Consider the following 26,977-nt stretch of genomic DNA (forward strand, 5'->3'; position numbering starts at 1 on the left):
CGGGGGTGAGTGGCCGAGAGAGAGGCAGGCGGGAGAGCAGCTTCATGGGGTTCCGGGTGATCATCATGCGGGCGGCAGTGGTGCTCGCACTCTTGGCGTTCCCGGCCTGGGCGGCGGCGCCCGCATACGGCACCGCTTTCGAGCCTCCAGAACTCGGGCCACCCTACCGGAAGCCGCCCGATGCGCCGCAGCAGACGCAGACGCGGGCGAACCCGTGCTGGCGATTCGACAGCGCCGAACTCGCGCCCGGGGTGGTTGCGAACTGGAACGACATCGCCGCGGAGAAGTATCGGAAGAAGGGCGGCGACCAGTTCGACCTGTTCCAGGTGAGCGCGAGCCCGCGGTCGTTCATGCGCGGCAACGCACGCAACAGCGCCTGCTACCTCGCGGACAACGGCAAGGTGCGGTGCGAGCGCGGTCCCGACGACTACGTCTACAACCAGCACAAGGTTGCCCGCGCGCATGCCATGGTCATTCCGATCGTCGCCCCCGAAGCCGGGGAAGCGAACGCCGGGTGCAACTTCGGCCGGGGGATCTACTGGCCCCTGGAGCAACGGTTCCGTTTCGGATACGAGATGTGCGTGCCGAGCGACGCCCGTTCCTGGTTGGCGCGGACGAATTGGGTTTTGATTTCGCAGGTTCAAAGCAGAGGCAACCCCAACGCCGCGCTGCACATTGCCGGCGATCCGCGCGGGTCGTACTTCTACGCATGCGTTCGCGGCGATCGCGACGACGTCGACCGGCGCGGGCGCGACTTCGAGTACTGCGTCAAGCCGATCGGGCCGCCGGTCGAGCCGGGTCGGTGCTACACCATCGAGCAGGAGTATCTCGGCAGCCAGCGCGGCGGTTACAGGGTTTGGATCAACGGCGCGATGGCGTTCGACACATGGGAGAGGTTCCGCGGTCCGGTTCAGTCAGTTTACGGTCAGCGCCGGCCGCACCTGTCGATCGGCATGTACACGTACGACGAGGTGTTCGAACGAATGAAGGGGACGCTCTACTTCGACAAAATGTGGATCGAACCGGCCGGTTCCGAAGGATCGTGACATCCTGTATATCTCCTGAAGAGCAAGGTCATGCGATCCACGGAATCCGGTTGGCTACATTGCTCCACGCCGCACTAGCTCAACTGGTAGAGCAACCGCCTTGTAAGCGGTAGGTTGGGGGTTCAAGTCCCTCGTGCGGCACCATCCTCGTCGCGGAGATCATATCCTGGCTCGCAGTGAACTCGCGAAGATGCTCGCCGGCGGCCTTTACAGGCCCGCCGATCCAGAGATTCAGCGCAAGCAGGCCGAGACCAAAGCCTGGTTGGCGCGGTTCAACGCGGCATCGGCCTCTCCGCCGGAAGAGCGCCGCGCCATTCTTGCCGAACGCCTGGGCCAGATCGAGGCACGCGCCGTGATCCGCGCCCCGTTCCATTGCGACTTCGGGTTCAACATCCGCCTTGCGGCGGACGCGTTCATGAACTTCGGTTGCGTTGTCCTGGACGTGGTCGAAGTCACGATTGGCGCCCGGACCCAGATCGGGCCGGGCGTGCACATCTATTCCGCCGACCATCCGCGCGGCGCTGAGGAACGGCGCAGCGGCCTGGAGTTCGGCCGTCCGGTGCACATCGGCAGCGACGTGTGGATCGGCGGCGGCGCGATCATCCTTCCCGGACTCACCGTCGGCGACGATTCGGTGATTGGCGCCGGCAGCGTGGTCACCCGCGACGTGCCGGCCGGCGCTACGGTGGTCGGCAACCCAGCCCGGATCCTGCCGCATCGCCTGCCCAGCGCCTGAAGGTGCGACTGCCGTCAGTCCCGCTGTGCCCCCTGCGGGGGCGCGCCGCAAAGGGCGTCGACGAAGGCCGGCAGCCCGGTGCGGCGGGAGCGGCGCAGGCGTTCTGCGGTGACGACGGCGGTGACCTCGGCGATGGCGCGGCCGGCGTCCTGGTTGATGACGACGTAGTCGTACTCGTGCCAGTGGCGCATTTCCGCTGCCGCCTTGGCCATCCGCGCCGTAACCACGGCCGCCGTGTCCTGGCCGCGGGCGCTCAACCGCCGCCTCAGTTCTTCATACGACGGGGGCAGGATGAAGACGCTGACCAGGTCGGCGCCGGCGCTGGCGCGGAGTTGCTGGGCGCCCTGCCAGTCCACGTCGAACAGCATGTCCCGGCCGGCGGCCAGCGCCGTCTCCACCGGCGTCCGCGGCGTGCCGTAGCGGTTGCCGAACACCACCGCGTGCTCGAGCAACTCGCCCTCGGCGAGCAGGCGGTCGAACGCGCCGTCATCGACGAAATGGTAATCGACGCCGTCCTGTTCACCCTGCCGGGGCTGCCGGGTCGTCGCGGAGATCGAAACGGCGAAGCCGGAGGTTCCGGCAAGCACGCCCCGCGCGATGGTGGTCTTGCCGGCCCCGGACGGCGATGACAGGACCAACAGCAACCCGCGGCGGGCGCTGGCCGCACTGTCGGCGGCAGTGACGCTGCTGTGGCCGTCCGGCTCACTCAATATTCTGGACCTGCTCACGCAACTGCTCGATGCCGGCCTTGAGCTGAAGGCCGATGCGCGTCAGTTCCACGTCGGACGCTTTCGAGCAGAGGGTGTTGGCTTCGCGATTGAACTCCTGACAGAGGAAATCGAGCCGCCGTCCGACGGGCGCAGGGTCCTCCAGCAACTGCCGCGCGGCCGCGCAATGGGCTTTGAGGCGGTCCAGTTCCTCGCGTGCATCTGCCTTGGTGGCGAGCAGCGCGGCCTCTTGCATCAGCCGGTCCTCCGGCAGCGTGTCCGCCAGCACCGCCACCTGCTCCTTGAGGCGCGCGTAGATGGCGGCCGGTTGCGCCGCGGCAACCCGCGCGGCCTGATCGCAGCCCGAGATGATGCCATCGAGATGGGCGGCCAGGACCGGCGCCAGCCGGGCGCCTTCTTCGCTGCGGGTGCGCGCCAAGCCGTCGAGCGCTTCGTCGAGGGTGGCGAGAACCGCCGTTTCCGTGGCGCTGCGCGCCTCGTCGGTCAGCTCTTCCTCGGACAACTCGATGACCCCGCGCAGCGCGAGCAGCCCGTCGGCGCTGGATGGACGGAAATCGACCAAGCGGCGGTGGATCTCCGGCACCAGCCCCAGGATCTGATCGAGGGCGTCGTGGTTGATGCGGACGCCGGTCTGGCCGGCCGTGAGGACCGTCGTCAGGTTGAGCCCGATGCTGCCGCGCTTGAAGCGCTTGGCGACGCGCTCGCGCGCCGGGATCTCGATGGACTCCATGCCGGCGGGATAGCGGCAGCGCACATCGAGCCCGCGGCTGTTGACGCTGCGCACTTCCCAGGTCCATGTGCGATCATCGGACCGCCCCCTGCGCTCGCGCGAACCCAGTCATGGAAACGATGGTCACTCGGGCGCTCCTCGGCGGTGATCGGTCGCACCGGTTATAGGGGGCCTGCCACGGTACAACAAGCAGCAGGCTGCGGGTTCGTGACGCGAAGCTGGCTACCGCTGGTTCTGGAGCTTCCGCCAGCGTGCGACGTTGCGGTTGTGCTCCTGGAGGGTGCGGGCGAAGGCGTGCCCACCGCTGCCGTCGGCGACGAAGTAGAGGTCATCGGTGTCGGCCGGGTTGATGACAGCCTCGAGGGAGTCGCGGCCGGGATTGGCGATCGGCCCCGGCGGCAGGCCGTCGATCATATAGGTGTTGTAAGGGGTCGGCTGCTCCAGATCGGCCCGTGTCAGAGGACGCGGCAGCGCACCCTCGCTACCGGCCAATCCGTAGGCGACCGTCGGGTCGGACTGCAGGCGCATGCCTTTCTTGAGGCGATTGTGGAACACCGCCGCCACTCTCGGCCGTTCCGCGGGCACTGCCGTTTCCTTTTCGATGATGGAGGCGAGAATGACAAGGTCGTCGGGGGAGGCGAGCGGAAGGTCCGGCGGGCGCGCCGCCCATAACTCCGCCACGGCGGTCCCCATGGCGGTCTGCATGCGCTGAAGCAGTTCGGCGCGGCTGTCGCCATAACTGTAATGGTAGGTTTCCGGCAGCAGCGTCCCTTCCGGCACGCGCTGATCGACATGACCCTCCAGCGCCGGCGAGGCGTTGAGGAGGTTGATCACCTCGGTGCTCGTCAAACCCTCCGGCACCGTCAGTCGCCGCACGACGGTGTCGCCAGCGCGCAGGAGGGTGATCGCCTCCTCGATGCTGACGGCCGGCGGAAACGCGTATTCCCCGGCGCGAAGCGGATCGGCCGGCTTCTGCAAACGCACCGCCAATTGGAACACGAGCGGATTGTCGATGACCCCGGCATCGCCGAGCATTCGGGCGATGCCGGCGACGCTCGCGCCCTTGGGAATTACCACCGCCCTGGCGTCAGGGAGCGGGCCGGGCTTGGTGTAGTCGTTCCAGCCCCACAGAAACACGGCCCCAGCCCCGAGAGCCAAGATGACCGATGCCGTGAGCAGCCACCGGAAGAGCCGCCACATGGCGCAGCAGGGACGCGCGCAGACCGCGCTCTAGTTGGCGGCCTTGAAGGCGAGCGATGCGTTGGTGCCGCCGAAGCCGAACGAATTGGACAACGCGACGCCGATCGGACGTTCCTTGGCGACGTGCGGGATCAAGTCCAGATCGCACCCCTCGTCAGGTTCATCCAGATTGAGGGTCGGCGGCAGGATGCCGGTCTGCAGCGCCTTGATGGTGAAGATCGCCTCCGCCGCGCCGGCGGCGCCGAGCAGGTGTCCGACCGCGGATTTGGTCGAGGACATCGACAGCTTGTAGGCGGCTTCTCCGAACAGTCGCTTGACCGCGCCGAGTTCGATCTCGTCGCCGAGCGGCGTCGAGGTTCCGTGGGCGTTGATGTAGCCGACATCTTCCGGCGCCAGTTGCGCGTGCCGCATCGCCATGCGCATGCAGTTGTAGGCGCCGCGTCCATCCTCGGACGGCGCGGTGATGTGGTAGGCATCCCCGGACAGGCCATAGCCGATGACCTCCGCGTAGATGGTCGCGCCGCGCTTCTTTGCGTGCTCCCATTCCTCGAGTATGACGATGCCGGCGCCTTCGCTCATCACGAAACCGTCGCGGCCCACGTCCCACGGTCGCGACGCCTTTTCCGGCGTGTCGTTGTATCTCGTGGAGAGCGCCTTGGCCGCGGCGAACCCGGCGATGCCCAGCCGGCAGATGGCCGCCTCGGTGCCGCCGGCGATCATCACGTCTGCATCGTCCAGCATGATAAGGCGTGATGCGTCGCCGATGGCGTGGGCGCCGGTGGCGCATGCCGTGACGACGGAGTGGTTCGGGCCGGTGAACCCATACTTGATGGACACATGGCCGCTGGCAAGGTTGATGAGCGTCGCCGGAATGAAGAAGGGGCTGATACGCCGAGGGCCGGACTTCTCGAGGAGCACCGCCCCGCGGGCGATTTCCGGCAAACCGCCGATGCCGGAGCCGATCATGATCCCGGTGCGGGACCGGCTTTCGTCGTCCTGGGGTCGCCAGCCCGCATCTTCGATGGCTTGCTCCACGGCCGCCAAGGCAAACACGATGAAGGTGTCCATCCGCCGCTGCTCTTTCGGCGGCACCCAGTCATCGGCGTTGAACCCGCCGTCGGCCGTTTCCCCGCGAGGAACATTCCCGGCGATCTTTGCCGGCAAATCGGACACATCGAAAGCCTGGATGGCCCGAATGCCCGATTCGCCGTTGATCAGCCGTTCCCAGTTGACGTCCACCCCGCACCCGAGCGGAGACACCAAACCAAGCCCAGTAACCGCTACACGTCTCATGATCGTCCGTCACATATCGAGAACATGAAGGCTTGCCGGCGTTGCAGCCGGCGTCTCAAGAAAACGAGCGCCAGCCTAGCTCGCGTTCTTAATGTAATCCACGGCGTCCTTGACGGTGGTGATCTTTTCCGCCGCTTCGTCCGGGATTTCGATCCCGAATTCTTCTTCGAACGCCATGACCAGCTCGACGGTGTCGAGACTGTCGGCGCCCAGGTCGTCGATGAAGCTGGCATTCTCCACGACTTTCGATTCTTCGACGCCCAAATGTTCAACAATGATTTTTTTCACTCGATCTGCAACGTCACTCATCGTTCTGGCCCTCGATAGTCCTGATTGAAGTTGAATTTTGATGTTATTGAAACCGATAAGACACAGTTCTTGGGTCCCGGTTCGGCTGCCCCTGTCTGCCTCGTCCGACCGCCGGCCTGACTAGCACAACGAAACCGCGTTGACCAGTCGGACAGCGTGCTTCGCGCGCACGATGTATCCCCGACCTGCCGACATCTCAAAGCATCGCCATCCCACCGTTCACATGCAGCGTCTGGCCGGTCACGTACCCGGCTTCCTCGCTTGCCAGGAACACCACGCACGCGGCGACGTCCGCCGGTGTCCCGGCCCGTGCCTGAGGCACGGCGGCGACGATCGCCCTCTTCTGCTCGTCCGACAACACGTCGGTCATCGCGGTCTCGATGTAACCTGGCGCTATACAATTGGCGGTGATGCCGCGTTTTGCCACTTCGTGAGCGACGCTCTTGAACAGCCCCGCCATCCCGGCCTTTGATGCGGCGTAGTTCGCCTGGCCGGCATTGCCGGTCACGCCGACGATAGAGGTGATCCCGATCAGGCGGCCCCAGCGGCGCTTCATCATGCGCCGCAGTGCGGCGCGAGCCAGATAGAACGCCGCTGAAAGATTGACGTCCAGCACCGTCCGCCACTCATCGTCCGACAGTCGCAACAGCAAATTGTCGCGGGTGACGCCGGCGTTGTGGACGAGGACGTCAATCCGACCCAGCCGTTCCTCCGCTGCGCCAGCCAGGGCTGCGCAGCCCTCGGCGCTCTGCAGGTCGCCCGGCACGGCGCACGCCGCAGAACCCAACTCAGCCGCCAGCGCTTCAAGCGCCTGCGTGCGCGTGCCGGAGAGGGCGACGGATGCACCTTGTCTGACGCAGGCCCTGGCGATGGCGCCGCCGATGCCGCCGGACGCCCCGGTCAGGAGGACGCACTTGCCGGAAAGGTCGAACATGCGCCGCTTGCCGATGGTTTTCGGCGTCGCTGTTCAGGTGGTGGCCAGATAGGCGTCGATCTCCGCGGGAGTTCCCAACGAAACGGCGGAGAGGCTCTTGTCGACGCGGCGGACCAGCCCCGACAGAACCTTGCCGGCGCCGACCTCGACGAAGGTATGCACTCCGTCCTCGATCATCCGGATGACGCTTTCCCGCCAACGCACCATCGACGTGATCTGATCCACAAGGAGCCTGCGAATTTCCTCCGCCGTTTCGGCGGTGGACGCAGTGACGTTAGAGATCAGCGGCACGCACGGGTCTTTCAGATGCACCGCGCGCAGGGCCTCTTCCAGCCGCGCCGCGGCCGGCGCCATCAGTTCGCAATGGAACGGGGCGCTGACCGGCAACAGGATGCTGCGGCGCGCTCCGCGGGCCTCTGCGATGCCGAGCGCCCGGCGCAACGCCCGGATCGCCCCGCTCAAGACCACCTGTTTCGGCGCATTGTCGTTGGCGGCGGAGCAGACTTCGCCCTGCGCGGCCTCCTCGGCGACCATGCACGCTTCGGCCAGACCCAACGGAACGGCGGCCATGCCGCCGATGCCGACCGGAACCGCCTCCTGCATCGCTTGACCTCGCACCCGCAGCAATCGGGCGGCGTCACCGACTGACAAGCTGCCGACGGCGGCGAGGGCCGAATACTCGCCCAGCGAGTGGCCGGCGACGTAGCGAACGTCGCTGGCCAGATCAAACGCCCGCTCCGCCTGCAGCACGCGGAATGCGGCGAGGCTGACGGCCATCAGCGCCGGCTGGGCATTGGCCGTCAGCGTCAACTCATTTTCCGGCCCCTCGAACATCAGTTTCGTCAAATCTTCGTTGAGGGCATCATTGACCTCTTCGAACACTTCGCGCGCGGCGGGAAAATTCTCCGCCAGCTCGCGGCCCATGCCGACGGCCTGTGAGCCTTGACCCGGAAAAACGTATACGTGATTCATTCTGAATCCCCCCGGTTGATGGAGAGCTGTCAGGCGTTGAAATACCGTAGCAGAAGGGTGTGTCAAGGCGGCGCCCCGAACGACGCCGGGGCCGCGAGCGGGGTCTTCGGCCTCGCGGGATTTATGCTACTGTTATATTAAGCTTTTTATGACAACCCTGGGTACGAACACGTTTTGTTACAGATTGTAAACGGGCGCTTGCAACGCCAAGCGCGCGCCGTGCCGTCCCGAGAGAATCGTTGTTGGCCGTCTCCCCGACGGGCGACGATGCGCTTGCAAGCCCGCTCATACCGCAAGGTCGGGATCCGCAGCTTGCAAACTCCACGCAACATCCCTTATAAGCCACGGCTTCCGGTGGACAACACGCATGTGGTGGCGGCAGGGGCATGCCGCGCCGCTGTCATCGCCTACCGATCACGTCTAGGCGGGGCGATACGTAAGAGTCGAAGAAGAGGACCCCGAAATGCCCAAGTTGAAGACCAAGTCAGCATTCAAGAAGCGCTTTCGGTTGACGGCCAGCGGCAAGGTGCGCGCCAACGTCGGCTGCAAACAGCACAACCTGCGCAAGCGTTCGCAGAAGATGAAGCGCCAGGCGCGCGGCACGTTCATATTGTGCAAAGCCGATGCCGCGACCGCCAAGTCCGGCATGCCCTATCGTTAGGAGGATCGACCATGGCTCGTGTCAAAAGGGGCGTAACGGCGAGAGCGCGCCACAAGAAGGTCATCGATCGCGCCGCCGGGTATCGCGGCCGCAACAACAACGTCTATCGCGTCGCGGTCGAGAAGGTCGAGAAGGCCCTGCAGTACGCCTACCGCGACCGCCGCAACCGCAAGCGCACGTTCCGGCGTTTGTGGATCACGAGGATCAACGCCGGCGCCCGCGAGCACGGCTTGACGTATTCGCAGTTCATGCACGGCCTGATCCAGGCCGGTATCGAGATCGACCGCAAGATGCTGTCGGATCTGGCGGTGCGCGAACCGGAGGCGTTCAAGGCGCTGGTCGACACGGCGCGGGACGCCGCCGCAACTGCCTGATCAACCGCCGCTTCGCCAGCCGTTCCTGGGGCCGATGATCCGCGAGTAGACCCTTCGCGGTTCTGGCCGCCAGCGGGAGCGGACAATCCGGGAGCGGACAATCTACGACCGGAACATCGATGGACAACCCGGAGACACTGCGGGCGGAGGCATTGGCCGCCATCGACGCCGCCGCCGACATGGAGAGCGTGGAAAAGATCCGCGTCGCCGCTCTCGGCAAGAAGGGTCGGATCACGGCGCTGATGAAAGGGCTGGGCGGACTGGATCCGGAAGCCCGCCGCGCCGCCGGCGCCGCCCTCAACGTCGTCAAGGCGGATATCGCCGCCGCCATCGACGCCCGCAAGGCGGCGCTCGCCGATGCGGAGTTGGAGTCGCGAATCCTGCAGGAGGCGGTGGATGTCACGCTCCCGTCCCGTCCGGAGGCGAGCGGCCGCATCCATCCGATCAGCCAGACGATCGACGAGGTGATCGCCATCTTCGGCGAAATGGGGTTCTCGGTCGCCGAAGGTCCCGACATCGAGGATGACTGGCACAACTTCACCGCCCTCAATATCCCGCCCGAGCATCCGGCGCGCCAGGAGATGGACACGTTCTATCTGCCTGGCTCGACGGGACGCGACGCCGACGGCGACCGGCTGGTGCTGCGCACCCACACTTCGCCGGTGCAGATACGCACCATGCTGCGCGAGGCGCCGCCGCTTCGCATCATCGCCCCCGGCCGCACCTACCGCTGCGACTACGACGCGACCCACTCGCCGATGTTCCATCAGGTCGAAGGGCTGGTGGTGGACACGACGACGCACATGGGTCACCTCAAGGGCTGCCTGATCGAGTTCTGCCGGGCATTTTTCGGGGTCGACGATCTGCCGGTGCGCTTCCGCGCCAGCTACTTCCCGTTCACGGAACCCTCCGCGGAAGTGGACATCGGCTGCACCCGCGAGGGCGGGTCTTTGCGGATCGGCCACGGCGACGACTGGCTCGAAATCCTCGGCAGCGGCATGGTCAACCCGCGTGTCCTGGAGAACTGCGGGATCGATTCGCGCCGCTACCAGGGCTTCGCGTTCGGCATGGGGATCGAGCGTATCGCCATGCTGAAGTACGGCATCCCGGATCTGCGCACGTTCTTCGAGTCCGACCTGCGCTGGTTGCGGCACTACGGCTTCTCCGCCCTTACGGTTCCGAACCTGGTGGGGGGGCTGGAGGCGTGAAAGTCCCGCTGTCGTGGCTGAAGCGGCACCTTGAAACCGCGGCCTCGGTCGACACGATCGTCGAGCGATTGACGATGATTGGCCTCGAGGTCGATGGCGTGGCCGACCGCGGCCGCGGCCTCGAAGATTTTGTCGTCGCCCGCGTCGTCGAGGCGCACCGCCATCCGGACGCCGACAAGCTCAGCGTCTGCGTCGTCGACGCCGGTCCCGGCACCGGCATCGCGCAGGTGGTCTGCGGCGCGCCCAATGCCCGCGCCGGCTTGATGGGGGTGTTCGCGCCGGTCGGCACCCACGTTCCCGGCACCGGCGTGTTTCTCAAGCGCGCCACCATCCGCGGCGTCGAAAGCAACGGCATGTTGCTGTCGGAGCGGGAGTTGGGGCTCTCCGACGAGCACACCGGGATCATAGAGCTTCCGGCGGAGGCGCCGCTCGGCGCCCGCGTCGTCGATGTGCTGGGCTTGGCCGATCCGGTCATCGACGTGGCGGTGACGCCCAACCGCGGCGATTGTCTCGGCGTCCGCGGCATCGCCCGCGATCTGGCGGCGGCCGGGGCGGGAACGCTCAAGTCGCTCCCCATCGAGGCGGTGCCCGGCCAGTTTTCGAGCCCGATCCGCGTGTTTCGGGAGTTCTCCGACGGCGACGGCGATGCCTGCCCGTACTTCGTCGGCCGGTATATCCGTGGGGTCACCAACAGAGAAAGTCCCGAGTGGTTGAAGCGCCTCTTACTGGCGGCGGGCCTCCGTCCGATTTCGGCATTGGTCGACATTACCAACCTGATGACCCTCAATGTCTGCCGGCCGCTGCACGCGTTTGACGCCGACCGGGTGCGTGGCGATCTGCACGTCCGTCTGGCGCGTCCGGGCGAGCGGCTGGCGGCTCTCAATGGCCGCGAGTACGGGCTCGGCGGCTCCATGACCGTCATCGCCGACGACGAGGAGCCCCAAGCCCTCGGCGGCGTCATGGGCGGAGAGCGCACTGCCTGCACCGGGGTCACCCGCAACGTGTTTCTTGAGGCGGCGCTGTTCGATCCCGTCCGCACCGCCACCACTGGCCGCGAGCTCAGCCTGCCGTCCGACGCCCGCTACAGGTTCGAGCGCGGCGTCGACCCGTCGTTCGTGATCGACGGCATGGAGATGGCGACGCGACTGGTGCTCGATCTGTGCGGCGGCGAGGCCTCCGATTTGGTGATCGCCGGGGCCGAACCGGAGTGGCGGCGCACCGTTGCGTTTCGGCCGGAGCGCGTGCGCACCCTCGCCGGCGTCGACGTCCCGGAGAGCGAGGCGCAGCGTATCCTCGAGGCGCTCGGATTCTCGGTCTCGGGAACGGGGGGCGAGGCACTCGATGTCGCAGTCCCGCCGTGGCGGACCGATGTGGTCGGCGAAGCTTGCCTGGTCGAGGAGGTGGTGCGCATCGCCGGCTACGACCGTGTGCCGGCGACCCCGCTGCCGCGGCTCGCGACGCTGCCGGAACCCGCCCTGACGCCGTCGCAGCGGCGACGCGCCCTCGCCCGCAGAACCCTGGCGACGCGCGGCCTCGTCGAAGCCGTCACTTATTCGTTCATGTCGTCCGCGAGCCTGCAGTCGTTCGCGCCGGTTCCGAACGCGCTCCGTCTTGTCAATCCGATCAGCGCCGATCTGGACACGATGCGGCCGACCATCCTTCCCAATCTGATCGCCGCGGCCGGGCGCAACGCCGACCGCGGCGTGGCCGATGCGCACTTGTTCGAGGTCGGGCCGCAGTACGCCGGCGTGGCGCCGGAAGACCAACGCATGGTCGCCGCAGGCATCCGCTGCAGGCGCACCGGGCCGAAACACTGGGACGAGACGCCGCGGGCATGGGATGTCTTCGACGCCAAGGCCGACGCCATGGCAGTTCTGACCGCGCTCGGGGCGCCGGCGGACAAGTTGATAGCGCTGGACGGAGCGCCCGACTGGTACCACCCCGGCCGCTCCGGCACCGTGCGTCTCGGGCCAACCGCGGTGCTGGCCGTGTTCGGCGAAATCCACCCCCGAGTGCTGCGGCAGATGGACGTTTCCGGCCCGGTGGCAGCGTTCGAGGTGTTCATCGACACCCTGCCGTCCGCGAAGCGGCGGGCGGGGAGTCTCAGGCCGCCGCTGGCACTGTCACCTTTCCAGCCGGTCGAGCGGGACTTTGCCTTCATCGTCGATCGGAGTGTCGCGGCGCAGGACCTGGTGCGTGCGGCGCGCGGCGCCGACAAGGCGCTGATCAGCGAGGTCCGCGTGTTCGACCTGTTCGTCGGCGAAAGCCTCGGCGTGGACAAAAAGTCCCTCGGCATCACCGTCGTCCTGCAGCCGACGGAGCGCACCCTGACCGACGCGGACCTGGAGTCCGTCGCCGAGAAGGTTCGAAGCCGCGTCGAAAAAGCGACCGGCGGCGCGCTGCGCACCTAGGTTGTGGCCATGCCAGAACTACCCGAGGTGGAAACGGTGCGGCGGGGCCTGGCGCCGGTTTTGGAAGGGCGGCGGCTGGCCGCGGTGGTGTGCCGGCGCCTGGACCTGCGGTTTCCGCTGCCTCGGGATTTCGCGCGGCGCCTCGCCGGCGTGCGGGTAGACGCCATCGACCGACGCGGCAAGTTCCTGCTGTTCCGTCTCGACGACGGCAACGTGCTGATCGCCCATCTCGGCATGTCGGGGCGGTTTCAGGTGGCCGCAGGCGACGCACCAGAGCCCGGTCGCCACGATCACGTGGTGCTCACGACCGAGGCCGGCGTCACGGTGCGCTTCCGCGACCCGCGGCGGTTCGGCTTCATGGACCTGGTACCGGCGGCTGAACTCGATGCCTATTCGATGCTGGCGCGCCTCGGCATCGAGCCGTTGAGCGCCGGGTTCTCCGGCGCGTGGCTGCAGCGACGCCTGGCCGGCCGCACGATGCCGATAAAGTCGGCGGTGCTCGACCAGAGCATCATTGCCGGCATCGGCAACATCTATGCGTGTGAGAGCCTGTACCGCGCCGGCCTCTCCCCCACCCGGCTGGCGGGGACGATCGTCGGACGCCGTGCCGGGCGCCTGGTCAAGGCGATCAAGACGGTGCTCAACGATGCCATCGCGGCCGGCGGATCGTCGCTCCGCGATCACAGGGCGCCGGCCGGCGAGCTCGGGACCTTCCAGCACGGCTTCGCGGTCTACGGGCGCGAAGGCCGAGAGTGCCCGACCTGTACCTGCGGTGGAGCGGACCCTGGCGCGGCGGGGGTCACCGGTGGCGTGCGACGCATTGTTCAGGCGGGGCGGTCGACGTTTTATTGTGCAAAGCAGCAACGCTGATGGTATGAAATCCCACAGAAAAAGGGGAGAACGAGACATGGCATACCAACACATCATTGCCGAGACACGGGGCGCCGTCGGGTTCATCCGGCTCAACCGGCCGGACGCGTTGAACGCCCTCAACGCCCGCCTGATGACGGAGATGGGCGAAGCTTTGGCAGGCTTCGAGGCCGACGACGCGGTCGGCGCCATCCTCATCACCGGCAGCGACAAGGCTTTCGCCGCCGGCGCCGACATCAAGGAGATGAAGGACAAGACGGCGGTCGACTGTTTCAAGGAGAACTTCATCACCAGCAACTGGGAGGCGATCCCGAAATGCCGGAAACCGGTGATCGCGGCGGTTGCCGGCTTTGCTCTCGGCGGCGGCTGCGAAGTGGCGATGATGTGCGACACGATCATCGCCGCGGACACCGCCAAGTTCGGCCAGCCGGAGATCACCATCGGCACCATCCCGGGCGCCGGCGGCACCCAGCGTCTGACCCGCGCCATCGGCAAAGCCAAGGCCATGGACATGTGCCTCACGGGGCGGATGATGGACGCGGCGGAAGCGGAGCGTTCCGGCCTCGTCAGCCGCGTGGTGCCGGCCGCCGAGCTGGAGGCCGAGGCCATGAAGATGGCCGAGAAGATCGCCAAGATGTCGCGCATCGCCGCTGTGACGGCCAAGGAAGCCGTGAACCGCGCCTTCGAGACGACCCTTGCCGAGGGTATCTATTTCGAGCGGCGCATGTTCTGGGCGAGCTTCGGCACCGAGGACCAGAAGGAGGGGATGTCCGCTTTCGCTGAGAAGCGGAAACCTGAATTCAAGAACCGTTAGCGCGGACGCGCTGCGGATCGGACCACGGGTCGTAGCGCGGGGCGCTCACCGTCGCGATTGACGGCAACGCCGGCTATTGGATATAAGCCGGCGTTCCCCTCGTTGTGGCTCACTCGATCTAGAGCGGCTCGGCGCGACCCAACTGCAGGAAGAAACATGGCACATCACCAATCGGCGAAGAAGCGCATCCGGCAGACCGTGAAGCGAGCGGCGATCAACAGGGCGCGCGTGAGCCGCATTCGGACGTTCGTGAAGAAGGTCGAGCTGGCGATCTCCAGCGGCGACAAGCAACAGGCGCTGTCGGCGTTTCGGGAGGCGCAACCCGAGCTGATGCGGGGCGTCAACAAGGGCGTGGTGCACGGCAACACGGTATCTCGAAAGCTGTCACGGTTGTCGGCCCGCATTAACGCCATGTCGACCTGAGAAGTTGCCCGTCCTTTCTTCCCCTTGTAAACATCATAACGCACACGTCGTCCCCCGGGCCTGCGGTCAAGGCCCGGCCAGTGGCTTTGCGGTTGTAGCAGCTCACGCCGAAGGCGCGGAGCGGTAGCACCGCAGTAGAACCCGCCGTGACGAGTCAAGTCAATTTTTATCAGGGTTCTCATTCTGGCCACGTTGAATGACAATGGCTGGAACGGTACCTTCTGCCGCTGAGGCTTGGAGGAAAGCGGGCGGCTGAGCAACAATAAGAAAGTTATACGCGGCAATCTCCGTCAATCCGGCACTTACATCTGGCTTCACCGTAAACAAGCGAAGAAGACGTCGCAAGTATATGAGCGTCATTGCTTTAAGCTTGACATGGTGTTGACAGATTAAGGAACAATTGCGTTGTATCCTTAGACCCTATGGGTAAAATGACATCTGTGACGGGATGCGCTTTCTTGGGGGACCGAGACATGCCCGGACACTCCGACAGGTCCTCGTTTGGGAGAGCGGCGACCGATGGGATGTGTGTCGATTGGCGGTGCCTGGAAATTCTGTCCTCTCTTGTGACGAAGGCTGTATGGCTCGGTATTAGAAATCTGAGCAAATGCGGTGCAGGTGAGCATGTGCGGTGCAGGCGCTGGAGTTCGATCAGAGAACGTTGATCATGCTTCGTCGCCTCGTTCGTCGTGACCAAGCGCGCCCGTAGAGCGGGCCGAACAAGGCCCGAAAACGAGCCGAACAAGGGATGGCGGGATGAAGATGAGCACCGAAGAGATGGCTCCGATTCAGCAGGAATGGGTGCGGATCAGCGGGCAGTTGCGAAGCGAAATAGGGGAAGCCGCTTATCAAAGCTGGCTCAAGCCCATGGCGGTGCGGGGAGTTGGGGACGGTCGAGTCACCATGTCCGTTCCGACGCGCTTCATGCGCGACTGGGTGCTTGCCCATTATCTGGAACGGTTGTGTTCGCTGTGGGAAGGGGCAAATCCGAACGTTCAGCGCATCGACGTCATCGTTCAGTCGGAACGCTCGAACGGCTTCAAAGACCTGTCGCCTCTGGCGCCCCAACCGAAATGCGGCGTGGCCGCCGCGCCCCGGCGCGGCGCCGCCGACCCGGTTGCCGCCACTCACTCTGCGCGGGGTGCAATCGTTGGGAACGGCGCCTCCTCGCCGCCCGCCGGTTTCTTCAGTGAGCTGAACGACGATATCAGCGCTCCACTCGACACGCGCCTCACATTCGACAATTTCGTGGTCGGCAAGCCCAACGAGTTTGCTTATGCAGCGGCCCGCCGCATCGCCTCCGGCGAGCGTGCAGCGTTCAACCCGCTGTTCCTTTATGGCGGCGTCGGTCTCGGCAAGACCCACTTGATGCACGCCATTTGCTGGGAAGTCCGCCGGCAAACGCCCCGACGCTCGATCATCTACCTGACAGCGGAAAAATTCATGTACCGGTTCATCCGGGCGCTCCGCGAACAGGCCACCGTCGATTTCAAGGATCAGTTCCGCTCGGTCGACATGTTGATGATCGACGACGTCCAGTTCATCAGCGGCAAGGAGTCGACCCAGGAGGAATTTTTCCACACCTTCAATGCCCTGGTCGACCAGGGGCGGCAGATCGTGCTGTCCGCCGACAAATCGCCGAGCGACCTTGAGGGGATCCAGGAGCGGCTTAAATCCCGCCTCAATTGCGGTTTGGTGGCCGACATCCACGCCACCACGTTCGAGCTGCGCCTCGGCATTCTGCACTCCAAGGCTGAGCAGCTAAAGGTGGAGATCCCGCGCAAGGTGATGGAGTTCCTGGCCCACCGCATCACCAGCAACGTGCGCGAACTCGAGGGGGCGCTGAACCGGGTCGTGGCCCACGCGCAACTGGTCGGCCGCGACATCACGCTGGAGACCAGCCAGGAAGTCCTGCAGGATCTGCTGCGCGCCGCCGATCGGAGGGTCACCATCGAGGACATCCAGAAGCAGGTGGCGACGCACTTCAACATTCGCGTCTCCGATATGCATTCGGCGCGAAGAGCCCGCGCCGTGGCGCGCCCTCGTCAGGTCGCCATGTTCCTCGCCAAGCAGTTGACCACCCGGTCGCTCCCCGAAATCGGCCGCAAGTTCGGCAACCGTGACCACACCACGGTGATGCACGCGGTTCGCAAGATTGAGGAGCTGACTGCAAGCGACGGCAGCTTCGCCGAAGACGTCGAGCTGCTGCGCCGCATGCTGGAAAGCTGATGGCTCAACCCCTGCTGCGTCCACCCGGCTCTGCGCCATGGGAAGCCGACGCGGCAAATTAACGTAACGGACGCGCCACGGTCATAAGCGGCCGGGCGCCGACTTGCCCGGACGAATTCGCTTCGTCGGCTAAGGGCTTCTGGTATACTGGTTTCGCGGCGCGGTCCCGGTCTGCGAGCATGAAAGTGTGCTCGCGGCTGGGCTCATGGTCAGGCGAATTGTTATAAATCAGAACACCATGAAACTCAGCATCGAACGGACGGCGCTGCTCAAGACCCTCGGTCACGTTCAGAGCGTGGTCGAGCGGCGGAACACCATCCCCATCCTTTCCAACATCAAGCTCGAAGCGGCGGACGGGCAGCTCAAGTTGAGCGCCACCGATATGGATCTGGAGGTGGTCGAGTCGGTCACTGCCAACATCACCAACGCCGGCGTGACCACGGTGCCGGCCCATACCCTGTTTGAAATCGTCCGGCGGCTTCCGGATGGCGCCGAAGTGCAACTGGACAGCGGCGGCGATACGGAGCGGATCCAGATGCGCAGCGGCCGCTCGCGCTTTACGCTGCCGTGCCGACCCGTCGCCGACTTCCCGCTGATGGCCGGGGGCGAGTTGCCCCACATGTTCCGGATCGCAGCCGGCGAGATGAAGGGCCTCATTGACCGGACGCGCTTTGCGATCTCCACCGAGGAAACCCGTTATTACCTCAATGGCATCTATCTGCACGCCGCCGAGCGCAATGGCGTCGCCGTGCTGCGCGCGGTGGCGACCGATGGTCACCGGCTGGCCAGCGTCGAGGTGCCGCTCCCGGATGGAGCGGCCGGCATGCCGGGCGTCATCGTACCACGCAAGACCGTGACCGAAGTCCGCAAGCTCATCGACGAAAGCGCCGCGGACGTGGAGGTGGCCCTTTCTGAATCCATGATCCGTTTCGCGTGCGGCGCGGCGGTGCTGACCTCAAAGCTGATCGACGGCACCTTCCCGGATTATCAGCGCGTCATCCCGGTCGGCAACGACAAGCGGCTCGACGTCAATCGCCATTCCTTCACCGATGCCGTCGACCGGGTATCCGCCATCTCCAGCGAGAAGTCGCGCGCGGTGAAACTGGCGGTCGCCGACGGTATGCTGGTGCTGTCGGCGAGCAGCGCCGAATTCGGCAGCGCCACCGAGGAGATCGAAGTGCACTACGAAGGGACCCCCCTGGAGATCGGCTTCAATTCCCGCTACCTCCTGGACATCGCGCAGCAGATCGAGGGGGAAAGCGCCCGCTTCGTGATGGCGGATGCGTCTTCGCCAACGATCCTGCAGGAGGTGGGAGATGCCAGCGCCATCTACGTGCTGATGCCGATGCGGGTCTGAATACCCATGAATTCTAACGATTAGAAAGATTGACCATCCTCGACAACCGAGCGGCGACGTGGGCACGGCGGGATGAGGCGGCCGGCAGGGTTTACGTCAACCGTCTGACCTTGACGAACTTCCGCTGTTTCGCCCACCTGCGGGTAGATGTCGGGCCGCAACCCGTGGTTCTGACCGGCGCCAACGGCAGCGGCAAGACGTCGGTGCTTGAGGCCGTTTCCTTCCTCGCCCCGGGCCGGGGCTTGCGCCGGGTGCGGCTCGACGAGCCGGACCGGTGGCAAAGCGGCACAGAGACCGGATCAAGTGGGGAGACCGGCGGAACCGGACTCGGGCAAAGCGCCTGGGCGGTGGCTGCACAACTGACGACGTCGGCCGGCATCGTGGAGATCGGCACCGGCCGCGAAGGCGAGCCAACCGCCGGCCACGACCGCCGTGCGGTGCGCATCGACGGCGCCAACCAGCGCAGTCAAACCGCCCTCGCGGAGGTAGTGGCGGTCACTTGGCTGACGCCGGACATGGACCGCCTGTTCATCGAAGGCGCCTCCGGTCGCCGCCGGCTGCTGGATCGCATCGTCTTCGGCATCGACCCGGGGCATGCAGATCGTGCAGGTGCCTATCAGCGTGCGCTGCGCGAACGGGGGCGCCTGTTGCGGGACGGAGGCGGCGACGCGGCATGGCTGGGCGCCTTGGAAGAGCTGATGGCGACCAATGGAGTTGCGGTCGCGGCCGCGCGGCGTGACGCGGTGCTGCGGCTTGGCGAGATGTGCGGGGAGCCCGCTGGGCCGTTTCCGGGACTCGATGTGGAGGTCGACGGGCTGGTCGAGGGCTGGCTTGCCGAGACGCCGGCGCTCGCGTGTGAAGACCGCTTTCGCACGCTTCTGGCCGCCGGACGGGGCGCCGACGCCGAGTCGGGCGCCACCCGCTCCGGGCCGCACCGCTCGGACTTGGTCGTGCGGCACCGCGGGACGCGACGGTTGGCGCAAGCCTGCTCGACGGGCGAGCAGAAGGCGCTGCTGATCGCCCTGATGCTCGGCGGCGCTCGCCTGCAGGCGGTCGAACGGGGTGCGCTGCCGTTGATCCTGTTGGACGAGGTCACGGCCCACCTCGACAGCCGCCACCGCGGCGCCCTTCTCGATATGGTGGCGGAGATGGACGCGCAAAGCTGGCTGACCGGCAGTGACCCGGCCATTTTTCGTCCGCTGCGGGACCGGGCGCAGTTTCTCGCCCTCGACAGCGGCGACCTCACCGCGGACGACCGCACTTACGTGCAGTCGCGGACCCGACTCTGCGGAGAAGTCTCCTCAGAGACGTGATCATGGAAGGCGAAGAAGGATGAGCGATCCGATGGCCGCCGGCAGCGCCGCCAGCGAGACGTACGACGAGGATTCCATCAAAGTGTTGCGCGGGCTGGAAGCGGTGCGCAAGCGCCCCGGCATGTACATAGGCGACACCGACGACGGCTCCGGGCTGCACCACATGGTCTACGAGGCGGTCGACAACGCCATCGACGAGGCCCTCGGCGGTTATTGCGACACCATAGAGGTCCGGCTCAACGCCGATGGCTCGGTGACCGTGCGTGACAACGGTCGCGGCATTCCGGTCGGCATTCATACCGAGGAGGGCGTCTCGGCGGCGGAAGTCATCATGACTCAGCTTCACGCCGGCGGCAAATTCGACCAGAGCAACTACAAGGTCTCCGGCGGACTGCACGGCGTCGGCATTTCTGTGGTCAATGCCTTGTCGGAGCGGACGGAACTGCGGATCTGGCGGGATGGCAAGACCTACGCCATGCGCTTCCGCGACGGGGAGCCGGAGGCGCCGCTGGCGGTGGTCGGCGATGCTCCGATGACCGACGCCGGCCGTCCCCGCACCGGCACCGAAATCACCTTCCTGCCGTCTCCAGGCACGTTCACGATGACCGAGTTCGATTTCGCCACCCTCGAACATCGGCTGCGGGAGCTAGCGTTCCTCAACTCAGGTGTCCGCCTCCGCCTCACCGATGACCGCCCCGTCGAACCGCGCACCGTCGAACTGCACTATGACGGCGGCGTCGCCGCCTTTGTCGCCTGGCTCGACCGGTCGAAGACAGCGCTGCACAGCGAGATCGTCTTGGTCAAAGGGGAGCGCGGGCCGATCCTCGTGGAGTTGGCGATGCAGTGGAACGACAGCTACCACGAGACCATGCTGTGCTTCACCAACAACATCCCGCAGAAGGACGGCGGCACCCATTTGGCCGGCTTCCGCGCCGCTCTGACGCGGACCATCCAGGCCTATGCGCAAAGGACGGGCGTGACCAAGCGCGAGAAGATCGCGGTGTCCGGTGACGATGCCCGCGAAGGCTTGACCTGCGTGTTGTCGTGCAAGGTGCCGGACCCCAAGTTCTCGGCCCAGACCAAGGACAAGCTGGTGTCGTCGGAGGTGCGCCCGGTGGTCGAGGGCGTGGTGGGGGAACAGCTGGACCGCTGGTTCGAGGAGCACCCGGCCGAGGCGCGCAAGGTCGTCGCCAAGATCATCGACGCCGCCGCCGCCCGCGAAGCCGCCCGCAAGGCGCGCGAACTGACCCGGCGCAAGGGCGCCTTGGACATCGCCTCGCTGCCGGGAAAGCTTGCCGACTGTCAGGAGCGCGATCCGGCCAAGAGCGAACTGTTCATCGTGGAGGGAGACTCGGCCGGCGGCTCGGCCAAGCAGGCCCGCAACCGCGCCAACCAGGCGATCCTGCCGTTGCGCGGCAAGATCCTCAACGTGGAGCGGGCCCGCTTCGACAAGATGCTGGGCTCGGCGGAAATCGGCACCCTCATTGCGGCGCTCGGCACCGGCATTGGCCGCGAGGACTTCGACGTAAACAAATGCCGGTATCACCGGATCATCATCATGACGGACGCGGACGTGGACGGCAGCCACATCCGCACCCTGCTGCTGACGTTCTTTTTCCGGCAGATGCCGGAGCTCATCGACCGCGGCTACCTGTACATCGCGCAGCCGCCGCTCTACCGCGCCAAGCGGGGGTCGAGCGAGGTCTACCTCAAGGACGATGCGGCGCTGGAGAACTACATTTCCGGCAGCGTCATTGACGACAGCGCCGTGTTCACCACCTATGCCGGCGGCCAGGTGGGGGGCCCTGACCTGCGGCGGTTGATCCTCGATGCCCGCGGTGTCAAGAGCCGCCTGGAGCGTCTTGCCGCGCATTTGCCGCTCCGCCTGATCGAACAGGTGGCGATCGCCGGGGCGCTCGATCTTGGCGTATTGTCAAACCGGGAGCAGGCGGCCGCGGCGGCGGCATACGTGGCCCGGCGTCTCGACGCGCTTGAGGAGGAGGTCGATCGCGGCTGGCAGGGGGCGCCGCTAGATGATGGCGGCCTGCTGCTCTCGCGCTCACTCCGCGGCGTCAGCGAGCGTCACGCCATCGACTCCGCCGTCATCGACTCCATCGAGGCGAGGCGCCTCAACACCATGGCCGGCGATTTCCAGGAACTCTACGCTAAGCACGGCACGCTGGTGGTCAAGGATAAGGAGCACCGCGTCACCGGGCCGATGTCCCTGTTCGACGCAGTCATGGATATCGGCCGCAGGGGCATCGCCATCCAGCGCTACAAAGGGCTCGGCGAGATGAACCCGGGGCAACTGTGGGAGACGACGCTCGACCCGGAGGTGCGGTCGCTGCTCCAGGTGCGGGTCGACCACGCGGACGACGCCGAGGAGGTGTTCTCGACCCTGATGGGCGACGTCGTCGAGACGCGCCGCGCCTTCATCGAAGAAAACGCCCTCAAGGTCGCCAATCTGGACGTTTGAACACGAACTCAAGAGTTACGTGCAGCAATGGTGCATGCTTTGAATGCACCATTGCACTAGCCCCGCACGGGTGAGCCGACAAGGACAGGCATCAGAAGACCGCCGTCGATTTGAGCTCGTCATGGATTTTGGCGGCCTCGGCGGCGAGGGCCGGGTCGATGTCGAGGCCTGCAGGATCATGGATGCGGGGCGCACGATACCGGGACGCCTGCTCCAGCAGCAGTCCCGGGTCGTCGATGTCGAGTGCCGCGGCTAAAGCGTGCATGGCCGCGCCGGGCTCGGTGCAGCAGCGGTCGTAGTCGATCAGCTTCACCGCGTCACTGCGCCGCGCGACGACCTGCTTGAAGCAATTCACCCAGTAGGCGACCCAGAACCCGATCTGCTCCGCCGTGTCGCGGCAGTCACGATCGAGCCAGCCGTCAAAGTCGAACGGCCGCAACAAGTCTCCGAATTCCAGATGGCCGATCTGTTCCATGTACTGCCTTATGAACGGATCTTCCGCATGCTTCTGCAGAAAGTTCTTGTGCTGGCGGTGTAGAGACATGGCATGCTGTAGGGGCGAGCGGAACATGAGCACGATGACACAGTCCGGAAACAGCCGCGTCAACGTCTTGATGCGGGCGACGTTGGCATTGTTCTTGGACACGTAGCGCACCGAGGTGCGCGGTTCGTCGGCGCGGAGCAGAACGATTTTCTTGATGTGGTTGACGAAGAATTCGTCGAACTCGTCGTTGATGTCTTCACCGGTCCATGGCTCGATGCGGTCGGCGTGGTATTTCTCCGGCCAGAATGCCTTCCACAGCACCTCCTCGAACGCTTCGGCGCTGTCGAAGCCGATCGTCATGCCGTCGCCGTGAGCTCGCTCCTGAACGTCGCCACTGCGGTGGAACCGCTGCGACAGGGTGTTCCACAACAGAGGGCAGAGGACGAACGGCATCTGGCGGTAGGTGTGGGCGGCGAACTGCGGCAGCGCCGACAGGGTCTCCAACATCAGCGTCGTTCCGGCGCGCGGCAGCGACGTGATGAACACCGGCGCGACCACAGGCGTCGCGGATACCCGTTTCCGGTAAACCTGATCTTCCATATCGGCCAGCATCTTCTGCAGGCCGATGTTGCGAAAGGCAAGGGTGTGAAGGAACTGATCGACCTTGGAGTAGCGATGCTGGAACGTCATGTACGCATCCGTTCGAAAACGATCATCGCAACTGCGGCAATGACGATGACATACCATCTGAGCGTGAACGCGACCACCTCCTCGACCGCCACCAGGTCGAGCGCCTGCAGTGCGAACAGGGCGGCTGTCGGGACAAGGACCGCGACAGCTGATCGCACCGTGACCTGAACAAACAACCCCAATAGGCGCACTGTCGCTTCGCGGACGATGGCCTCCTTGGCGTCGTCGTCCATCTCCTTGTTCGTCATTGCCGCGGTCGAGCGGCGGACGACGACCAGTACCTCCGAACCGTAAGCCACGACCCGCAGAAGCCGAAAGACGACGATGAAGAGCGCAATAGCCAGCACTGCCGCAAAAACGACCAAGGTCGATCAGCTCCTCACTTCAGGCCCGGCGACCGCGGAGCCTCCGCCGGCGCGCAGGCCGGCAGCGCCCCTCTCCCCCGCGCGGTCTACGCAATCATTGCTCCCGCGCGGCGTACGCGATCATTGCCTCCGCGCGGTCTACGCGATCATCGCCTTCGCGCGGTCTACGCGCGAGGCGGCTGCACGCGGCCGCGTCCCAGGTTGTCCGCGGCGCACAGGGGCGTGGCTATTGCTGCTGCGTCTTTGCAGTACGTGCGCGGCGATTGCGTCGCAATCTCTTGACCGGGTACCAGACGAAGCCAACCACCCCGAGCACCAGCGCGGCGGCCACCGCGAGCACCGAGCCGATCGCCGAAAGGCCCGCACCCGGACCTACGTAAGCCAGGGTGTCAGTGGGAAACGAAAGTAACGCAATGAGGATCGCCATAATCGAGAGGACATTCGTCATGAGGCGCTGGATGAGACTTTGAGTTGGCATTACATACCTCACCAATGATGGAACGGTTGACGCTGTCGCTCCCTGAGCCGTCGAAAGTACATGTGGGGAAGAGCACACCAATGCTGGGAAATGTCCGCGAGTCCCACCAAGGCTCCACTTTTTTTGTTTTTTATTCATACTGATCCAAGCTTGCGAGCTACTTTGTACTAGTCCGGAAAGCGATTACTCCTCTGTATCCGCCGCATCTGCCCTCTACGCAACTCAAACGGGAGGCGCTACGGCCAGCACACGGTCTCCGCACCTTACCGACATTGAAGCAGCAGTTGAAGCTCAAATTGCACACGCCCGGCGGGAGCCGGCGTGCGAGGGCTGCAAACCTGGCCGGATAGTATGAAATGAGCCGGCCAGGTTTCAGGTTGCGGTGATGTACTGACGCAGCGCCTCGACCTCGCTTTCCGCTTCCGCAATGCGGCTCTTGACCACGTCGCCGATGCTGATCACCCCGACCAGCTTACCGTGGTCGATTACGGGCACGTGGCGGAACCGATGCGCCGTCATCATGCCCATGATGCCGGTCACCGGATCCCGCGGCGAACAGGTGACCACCTCCGTCGTCATCAGGTCGCTGACGCGCTTTTCGATGAACTTTTCTTGAAAGCGATGCAATGCGTGAACCAGATCGCGCTCCGACAGAATGCCGGCAATCGACCCGTCCTCGTTGAGGACCAGCGCCGCGCCGATCTTCTTCTCGCAGAGCAGCGCCAGCGCCGCCGTCACCGACGCATCGGGCGCGATCGACACCACGTCGTTGCCTTTGCTCTTGAGGATATCGGATACATACATCGTCATTTCTCCATCCGCAGACGTTCGGGCGTTACTACCTCTTGCCGGTTTTCCCCTGCCTTAAAGACCTTCCAGCGTTTCTTCGATCAACATGTCGACCACCTCGCACAACGCCTGGTGGCTGTCGCAGCCGCGCTCCTTCGCATCCTGGAAGGTGCGCAGTTGCCGGTGTGCGCTTGTACCGCGGCGAAGGATCTCTCTGCAATGCAGCACTTGCTCGGTGCAACCGAGCACCGCTGCGTCGGGCGCCGTGAGCTCGATCAGTTCCTGGATCAGGTCCGGGAACGGGATCAACTCGCCCTTGCCGAAATCGATCAAGCCTTCGTCGATGCCATAGCGCTTGGCGCGCCAGCGGTTTTCGTTGATCAGCAGTCGGTCGTAGGTGCGCCAGCGCTGGTTGTTGCGCCGGAGGCGGTAGAGCATGCGCACGATGCAGCGGAACAGGGCAGCGATGCAGATCGCGTCGTCGAGCAGCGGGCACACGTCGGTGATCCGCATCTCGATGGTGGGGAAGCGGACGCTGGGGCGCACGTCCCACCAGATCATGCTGGCGTCCTCGAACAGCCCGACGTCGACCAGCACCTGGACGTGACGGAGGTACTCTCCATAGGAATCGAACCGCGACGGCAGCCCCGTCCGCGGCAATTCGTCGAAAATGCTGAGCCGGTACGACTTGAGGCCGCTGTCCTCGCCGCGCCAGAATGGCGACGACGTCGACAGTGCGAGCAGATGCGGCAGGAAGTAGCCGATCTGGTTGGTCAGGTCGATGCGCAGTTCATCGTCGTCGATGCCGACATGGACGTGCATGCCGCAGATCAGCAGCCGCCGCGCCACCGCCTGCATGTCGCGGGCGAGGATGTGGTAGCGTTGCTTGTCCGTGTGCTTCTGAAGCTGCCACTCGGAAAACGGATGGGTGGAGGCGGCGATCGGCGCGATGCCATACCTACCGACGATGTCGGCCACCGTCCGCCGCAGCCACGCCAGCTCGTCGCGCGCCTCCTGCAGGCTCGCGCAGACGCGGGTGGCGATTTCGAGCTGCGAGGTCAGGAATTCCGGCTTGACCAGGTCCTTGATGCGCGCTTCGCACTCGGCGATCATTGCCGCCGGCGGATCGGTGATCAGTTCCCGGGTGTCGATGTCGACGAGCAGGTATTCCTCCTCGACGCCGATGGTCAGCGGCGGATCCCCGGTTCCACTTCCGTCGATGATCGCCATCAGAATTCACCCAGAGCATGAAGATGGTCCATCGCCAGGATCTGCTCCATCGCATCCCCGAGGATCTTGGCCCAGCGTTCGCAGGCATCCGGCGTTTCGCAATGGTCCTGACGCACCTCCACCGCGGCATTGGGCAATCCCACCGCGCCGGCGTGAAGGTTGACCGTATAGGCGATGTCCTTGCCTGAATACGGCTCGTTGTCACCGACCTTCAGGTCGCCGTGTTGGCGCAACAGATCGACCAGCGGCACCGCAATGCGCGGGTCGCGGTTCCACAGCACGCCGATATCCCAGAACCGGTCGCGGCCGCCGAGGCTGGGCGTGAAGGTGTGGACAGAGAAGAACACCGGCTCCGGGCCGCGCCGCCGCAGATGGGCGAGCACCGTCTCGATGCCGTGGTGGTACGGCCAGTGGAAGGTTTCGGTGCGGGCCACCCGCTCCGCCTCGTCGAGGCCGACGTTGCCGGGGATGAGCGTTCCGTCGCTGACATCGAGGATCGACTGCGGGTCGCCGGGCTGGCGGTTGCAGTCGATCAGCAGACGCGAGTACCCGGCCAGGACCGCCGGCGCATCCAGGCGCCGCGCCAGCTTCTCCGTCAGGTCGGCGGCGCCGATGTCGTATCCGATGTGGCGGCGGAGATCGTGGTCGCTGACGCCGAGGCCGTTGAGCACCGGCGGGATCAGGTTGCTGGCGTGGTCGCAGACGATGAGCAGCGGCGCACTGCCCCCCGGATTAACCACCCGAAACGGCGGCGGATCCGCGGGGCCGATCAACGTCGTGATGGATGCGACGGATTCGGCCACGCCCGGAACTTCCTCCAAGCGGCTGGTCAGGGCGTCGTCACGATCGTTCGGCAT

At 65.4% G+C, this 26,977-nt stretch carries 25 protein-coding genes, 1 tRNA gene and 1 pseudogene; 14 read left to right on the forward strand and 13 right to left on the reverse strand.

The genetic code is table 11. The annotated features are described in order from the left end of the window. The first annotated feature begins 44 nt into the window (after window positions 1-44). The 3 genes from IPM60_08245 (at window position 45) to IPM60_08255 (ending at window position 1,782) form a co-directional block, all read left to right on the forward strand. Entirely contained in the window at window positions 45-1,046 is a 1,002-nt protein-coding gene (locus IPM60_08245) for a hypothetical protein (protein ID MBK8907884.1), read from the forward strand. Between the two features lie 68 nt (window positions 1,047-1,114). Continuing rightward, window positions 1,115-1,190, forward strand: a tRNA-Thr gene (locus tag IPM60_08250). A gap of 22 nt (window positions 1,191-1,212) precedes the next feature. Beyond that, window positions 1,213-1,782 (forward strand): sugar O-acetyltransferase, encoded by a 570-nt coding sequence (locus IPM60_08255; protein ID MBK8907885.1) that lies wholly within the window; start codon window positions 1,213-1,215, stop codon window positions 1,780-1,782. A 14-nt stretch (window positions 1,783-1,796) separates the two neighbouring features. Here the strand turns inward: IPM60_08255 and gmk are convergent, their stop codons facing one another. The 7 genes and pseudogenes from gmk to fabD form a co-directional block, all read right to left on the reverse strand. After that, entirely contained in the window at window positions 1,797-2,492 is a 696-nt protein-coding gene (gmk, locus tag IPM60_08260) for a guanylate kinase (GenBank protein MBK8907886.1), read from the reverse strand. Then, window positions 2,485-3,352 (reverse strand): annotated as a pseudogene (locus IPM60_08265) (YicC family protein). Before IPM60_08265 ends, gmk begins: the two are co-directional and overlap by 8 nt. Before the next feature lie 110 nt (window positions 3,353-3,462). After that, on the reverse strand, window positions 3,463-4,440 hold the full coding sequence (mltG, locus tag IPM60_08270; protein ID MBK8907887.1) for an endolytic transglycosylase MltG: 978 nt from the start codon (window positions 4,438-4,440) through the stop codon (window positions 3,463-3,465). Window positions 4,441-4,470: 30 nt separating this feature from the next. Next, window positions 4,471-5,733, reverse strand: a complete 1,263-nt coding sequence (fabF, locus tag IPM60_08275) for a beta-ketoacyl-ACP synthase II (GenBank protein MBK8907888.1) — start codon at window positions 5,731-5,733, stop codon at window positions 4,471-4,473. A 75-nt stretch (window positions 5,734-5,808) separates the two neighbouring features. Continuing rightward, window positions 5,809-6,042: an acyl carrier protein gene (locus IPM60_08280; GenBank protein ID MBK8907889.1), complete on the reverse strand. Its 234-nt coding sequence runs from the start codon at window positions 6,040-6,042 to the stop codon at window positions 5,809-5,811. A 196-nt stretch (window positions 6,043-6,238) separates the two neighbouring features. Beyond that, entirely contained in the window at window positions 6,239-6,976 is a 738-nt protein-coding gene (gene fabG / locus IPM60_08285; GenBank protein ID MBK8907890.1) for a 3-oxoacyl-[acyl-carrier-protein] reductase, read from the reverse strand. Window positions 6,977-7,009: 33 nt separating this feature from the next. Next, window positions 7,010-7,948: an ACP S-malonyltransferase gene (gene fabD, locus IPM60_08290; protein MBK8907891.1), complete on the reverse strand. Its 939-nt coding sequence runs from the start codon at window positions 7,946-7,948 to the stop codon at window positions 7,010-7,012. 463 nt (window positions 7,949-8,411) lie between these two features. Between fabD and rpmI the strand changes: the two genes are divergently transcribed. The 11 genes from rpmI (at window position 8,412) to gyrB (ending at window position 22,084) form a co-directional block, all read left to right on the forward strand. After that, window positions 8,412-8,609, forward strand: a complete 198-nt coding sequence (rpmI, locus tag IPM60_08295) for a 50S ribosomal protein L35 (protein MBK8907892.1) — start codon at window positions 8,412-8,414, stop codon at window positions 8,607-8,609. A gap of 11 nt (window positions 8,610-8,620) precedes the next feature. Then, window positions 8,621-8,983, forward strand: a complete 363-nt coding sequence (rplT, locus tag IPM60_08300; protein MBK8907893.1) for a 50S ribosomal protein L20 — start codon at window positions 8,621-8,623, stop codon at window positions 8,981-8,983. Between the two features lie 119 nt (window positions 8,984-9,102). Next, window positions 9,103-10,191: a phenylalanine--tRNA ligase subunit alpha gene (pheS, locus tag IPM60_08305; protein MBK8907894.1), complete on the forward strand. Its 1,089-nt coding sequence runs from the start codon at window positions 9,103-9,105 to the stop codon at window positions 10,189-10,191. Then, window positions 10,188-12,602: a phenylalanine--tRNA ligase subunit beta gene (locus IPM60_08310; protein MBK8907895.1), complete on the forward strand. Its 2,415-nt coding sequence runs from the start codon at window positions 10,188-10,190 to the stop codon at window positions 12,600-12,602. Before pheS ends, IPM60_08310 begins: the two co-directional genes overlap by 4 nt. A gap of 9 nt (window positions 12,603-12,611) precedes the next feature. Next, entirely contained in the window at window positions 12,612-13,472 is an 861-nt protein-coding gene (gene mutM, locus IPM60_08315; protein ID MBK8907896.1) for a bifunctional DNA-formamidopyrimidine glycosylase/DNA-(apurinic or apyrimidinic site) lyase, read from the forward strand. A 37-nt stretch (window positions 13,473-13,509) separates the two neighbouring features. Continuing rightward, on the forward strand, window positions 13,510-14,286 hold the full coding sequence (locus tag IPM60_08320; protein MBK8907897.1) for an enoyl-CoA hydratase: 777 nt from the start codon (window positions 13,510-13,512) through the stop codon (window positions 14,284-14,286). A gap of 156 nt (window positions 14,287-14,442) precedes the next feature. Further along, entirely contained in the window at window positions 14,443-14,709 is a 267-nt protein-coding gene (gene rpsT / locus IPM60_08325) for a 30S ribosomal protein S20 (protein ID MBK8907898.1), read from the forward strand. A 762-nt stretch (window positions 14,710-15,471) separates the two neighbouring features. Next, the gene (gene dnaA, locus IPM60_08330) at window positions 15,472-16,938 is read left to right on the forward strand and encodes a chromosomal replication initiator protein DnaA (protein ID MBK8907899.1); all 1,467 of its coding nucleotides are present in this window, start codon (window positions 15,472-15,474) and stop codon (window positions 16,936-16,938) included. 238 nt (window positions 16,939-17,176) lie between these two features. After that, window positions 17,177-18,295: a DNA polymerase III subunit beta gene (locus IPM60_08335; protein MBK8907900.1), complete on the forward strand. Its 1,119-nt coding sequence runs from the start codon at window positions 17,177-17,179 to the stop codon at window positions 18,293-18,295. Between the two features lie 35 nt (window positions 18,296-18,330). Beyond that, window positions 18,331-19,608 carry a DNA replication/repair protein RecF gene (gene recF, locus IPM60_08340; GenBank protein ID MBK8907901.1) on the forward strand — a complete coding sequence of 426 codons (1,278 nt, stop codon included), beginning with the start codon at window positions 18,331-18,333 and terminating at the stop codon, window positions 19,606-19,608. Window positions 19,609-19,627: 19 nt separating this feature from the next. Then, a complete protein-coding gene (gene gyrB / locus IPM60_08345; GenBank protein ID MBK8907902.1) occupies window positions 19,628-22,084 on the forward strand; it encodes a DNA topoisomerase (ATP-hydrolyzing) subunit B in 2,457 nt (818 codons plus the stop codon). 91 nt (window positions 22,085-22,175) lie between these two features. Here gyrB and IPM60_08350 read toward each other — a convergent pair whose 3' ends face one another. From IPM60_08350 to IPM60_08375, 6 genes are all read right to left on the reverse strand, one after another. After that, complete coding sequence (locus IPM60_08350; GenBank protein MBK8907903.1) at window positions 22,176-23,258, reverse strand: sulfotransferase; 1,083 nt, start codon at window positions 23,256-23,258, stop codon at window positions 22,176-22,178. Beyond that, a complete protein-coding gene (locus tag IPM60_08355) occupies window positions 23,255-23,623 on the reverse strand; it encodes a hypothetical protein (protein MBK8907904.1) in 369 nt (122 codons plus the stop codon). Before IPM60_08355 ends, IPM60_08350 begins: the two co-directional genes overlap by 4 nt. Before the next feature lie 226 nt (window positions 23,624-23,849). Next, window positions 23,850-24,050 carry a hypothetical protein gene (locus IPM60_08360; GenBank protein ID MBK8907905.1) on the reverse strand — a complete coding sequence of 67 codons (201 nt, stop codon included), beginning with the start codon at window positions 24,048-24,050 and terminating at the stop codon, window positions 23,850-23,852. A 423-nt stretch (window positions 24,051-24,473) separates the two neighbouring features. Beyond that, on the reverse strand, window positions 24,474-24,905 hold the full coding sequence (locus IPM60_08365) for a CBS domain-containing protein (GenBank protein ID MBK8907906.1): 432 nt from the start codon (window positions 24,903-24,905) through the stop codon (window positions 24,474-24,476). A gap of 60 nt (window positions 24,906-24,965) precedes the next feature. Continuing rightward, window positions 24,966-26,120 carry a carboxylate-amine ligase gene (locus IPM60_08370; protein ID MBK8907907.1) on the reverse strand — a complete coding sequence of 385 codons (1,155 nt, stop codon included), beginning with the start codon at window positions 26,118-26,120 and terminating at the stop codon, window positions 24,966-24,968. Next, the gene (locus IPM60_08375; protein MBK8907908.1) at window positions 26,120-26,977 is read right to left on the reverse strand and encodes an N-formylglutamate amidohydrolase; all 858 of its coding nucleotides are present in this window, start codon (window positions 26,975-26,977) and stop codon (window positions 26,120-26,122) included. Before IPM60_08375 ends, IPM60_08370 begins: the two co-directional genes overlap by 1 nt.

The organism is Rhodospirillales bacterium (assembly GCA_016710335.1).
In the GTDB taxonomy this organism is placed as follows: domain Bacteria; phylum Pseudomonadota; class Alphaproteobacteria; order Rhodospirillales; family Defluviicoccaceae; genus JADJXQ01.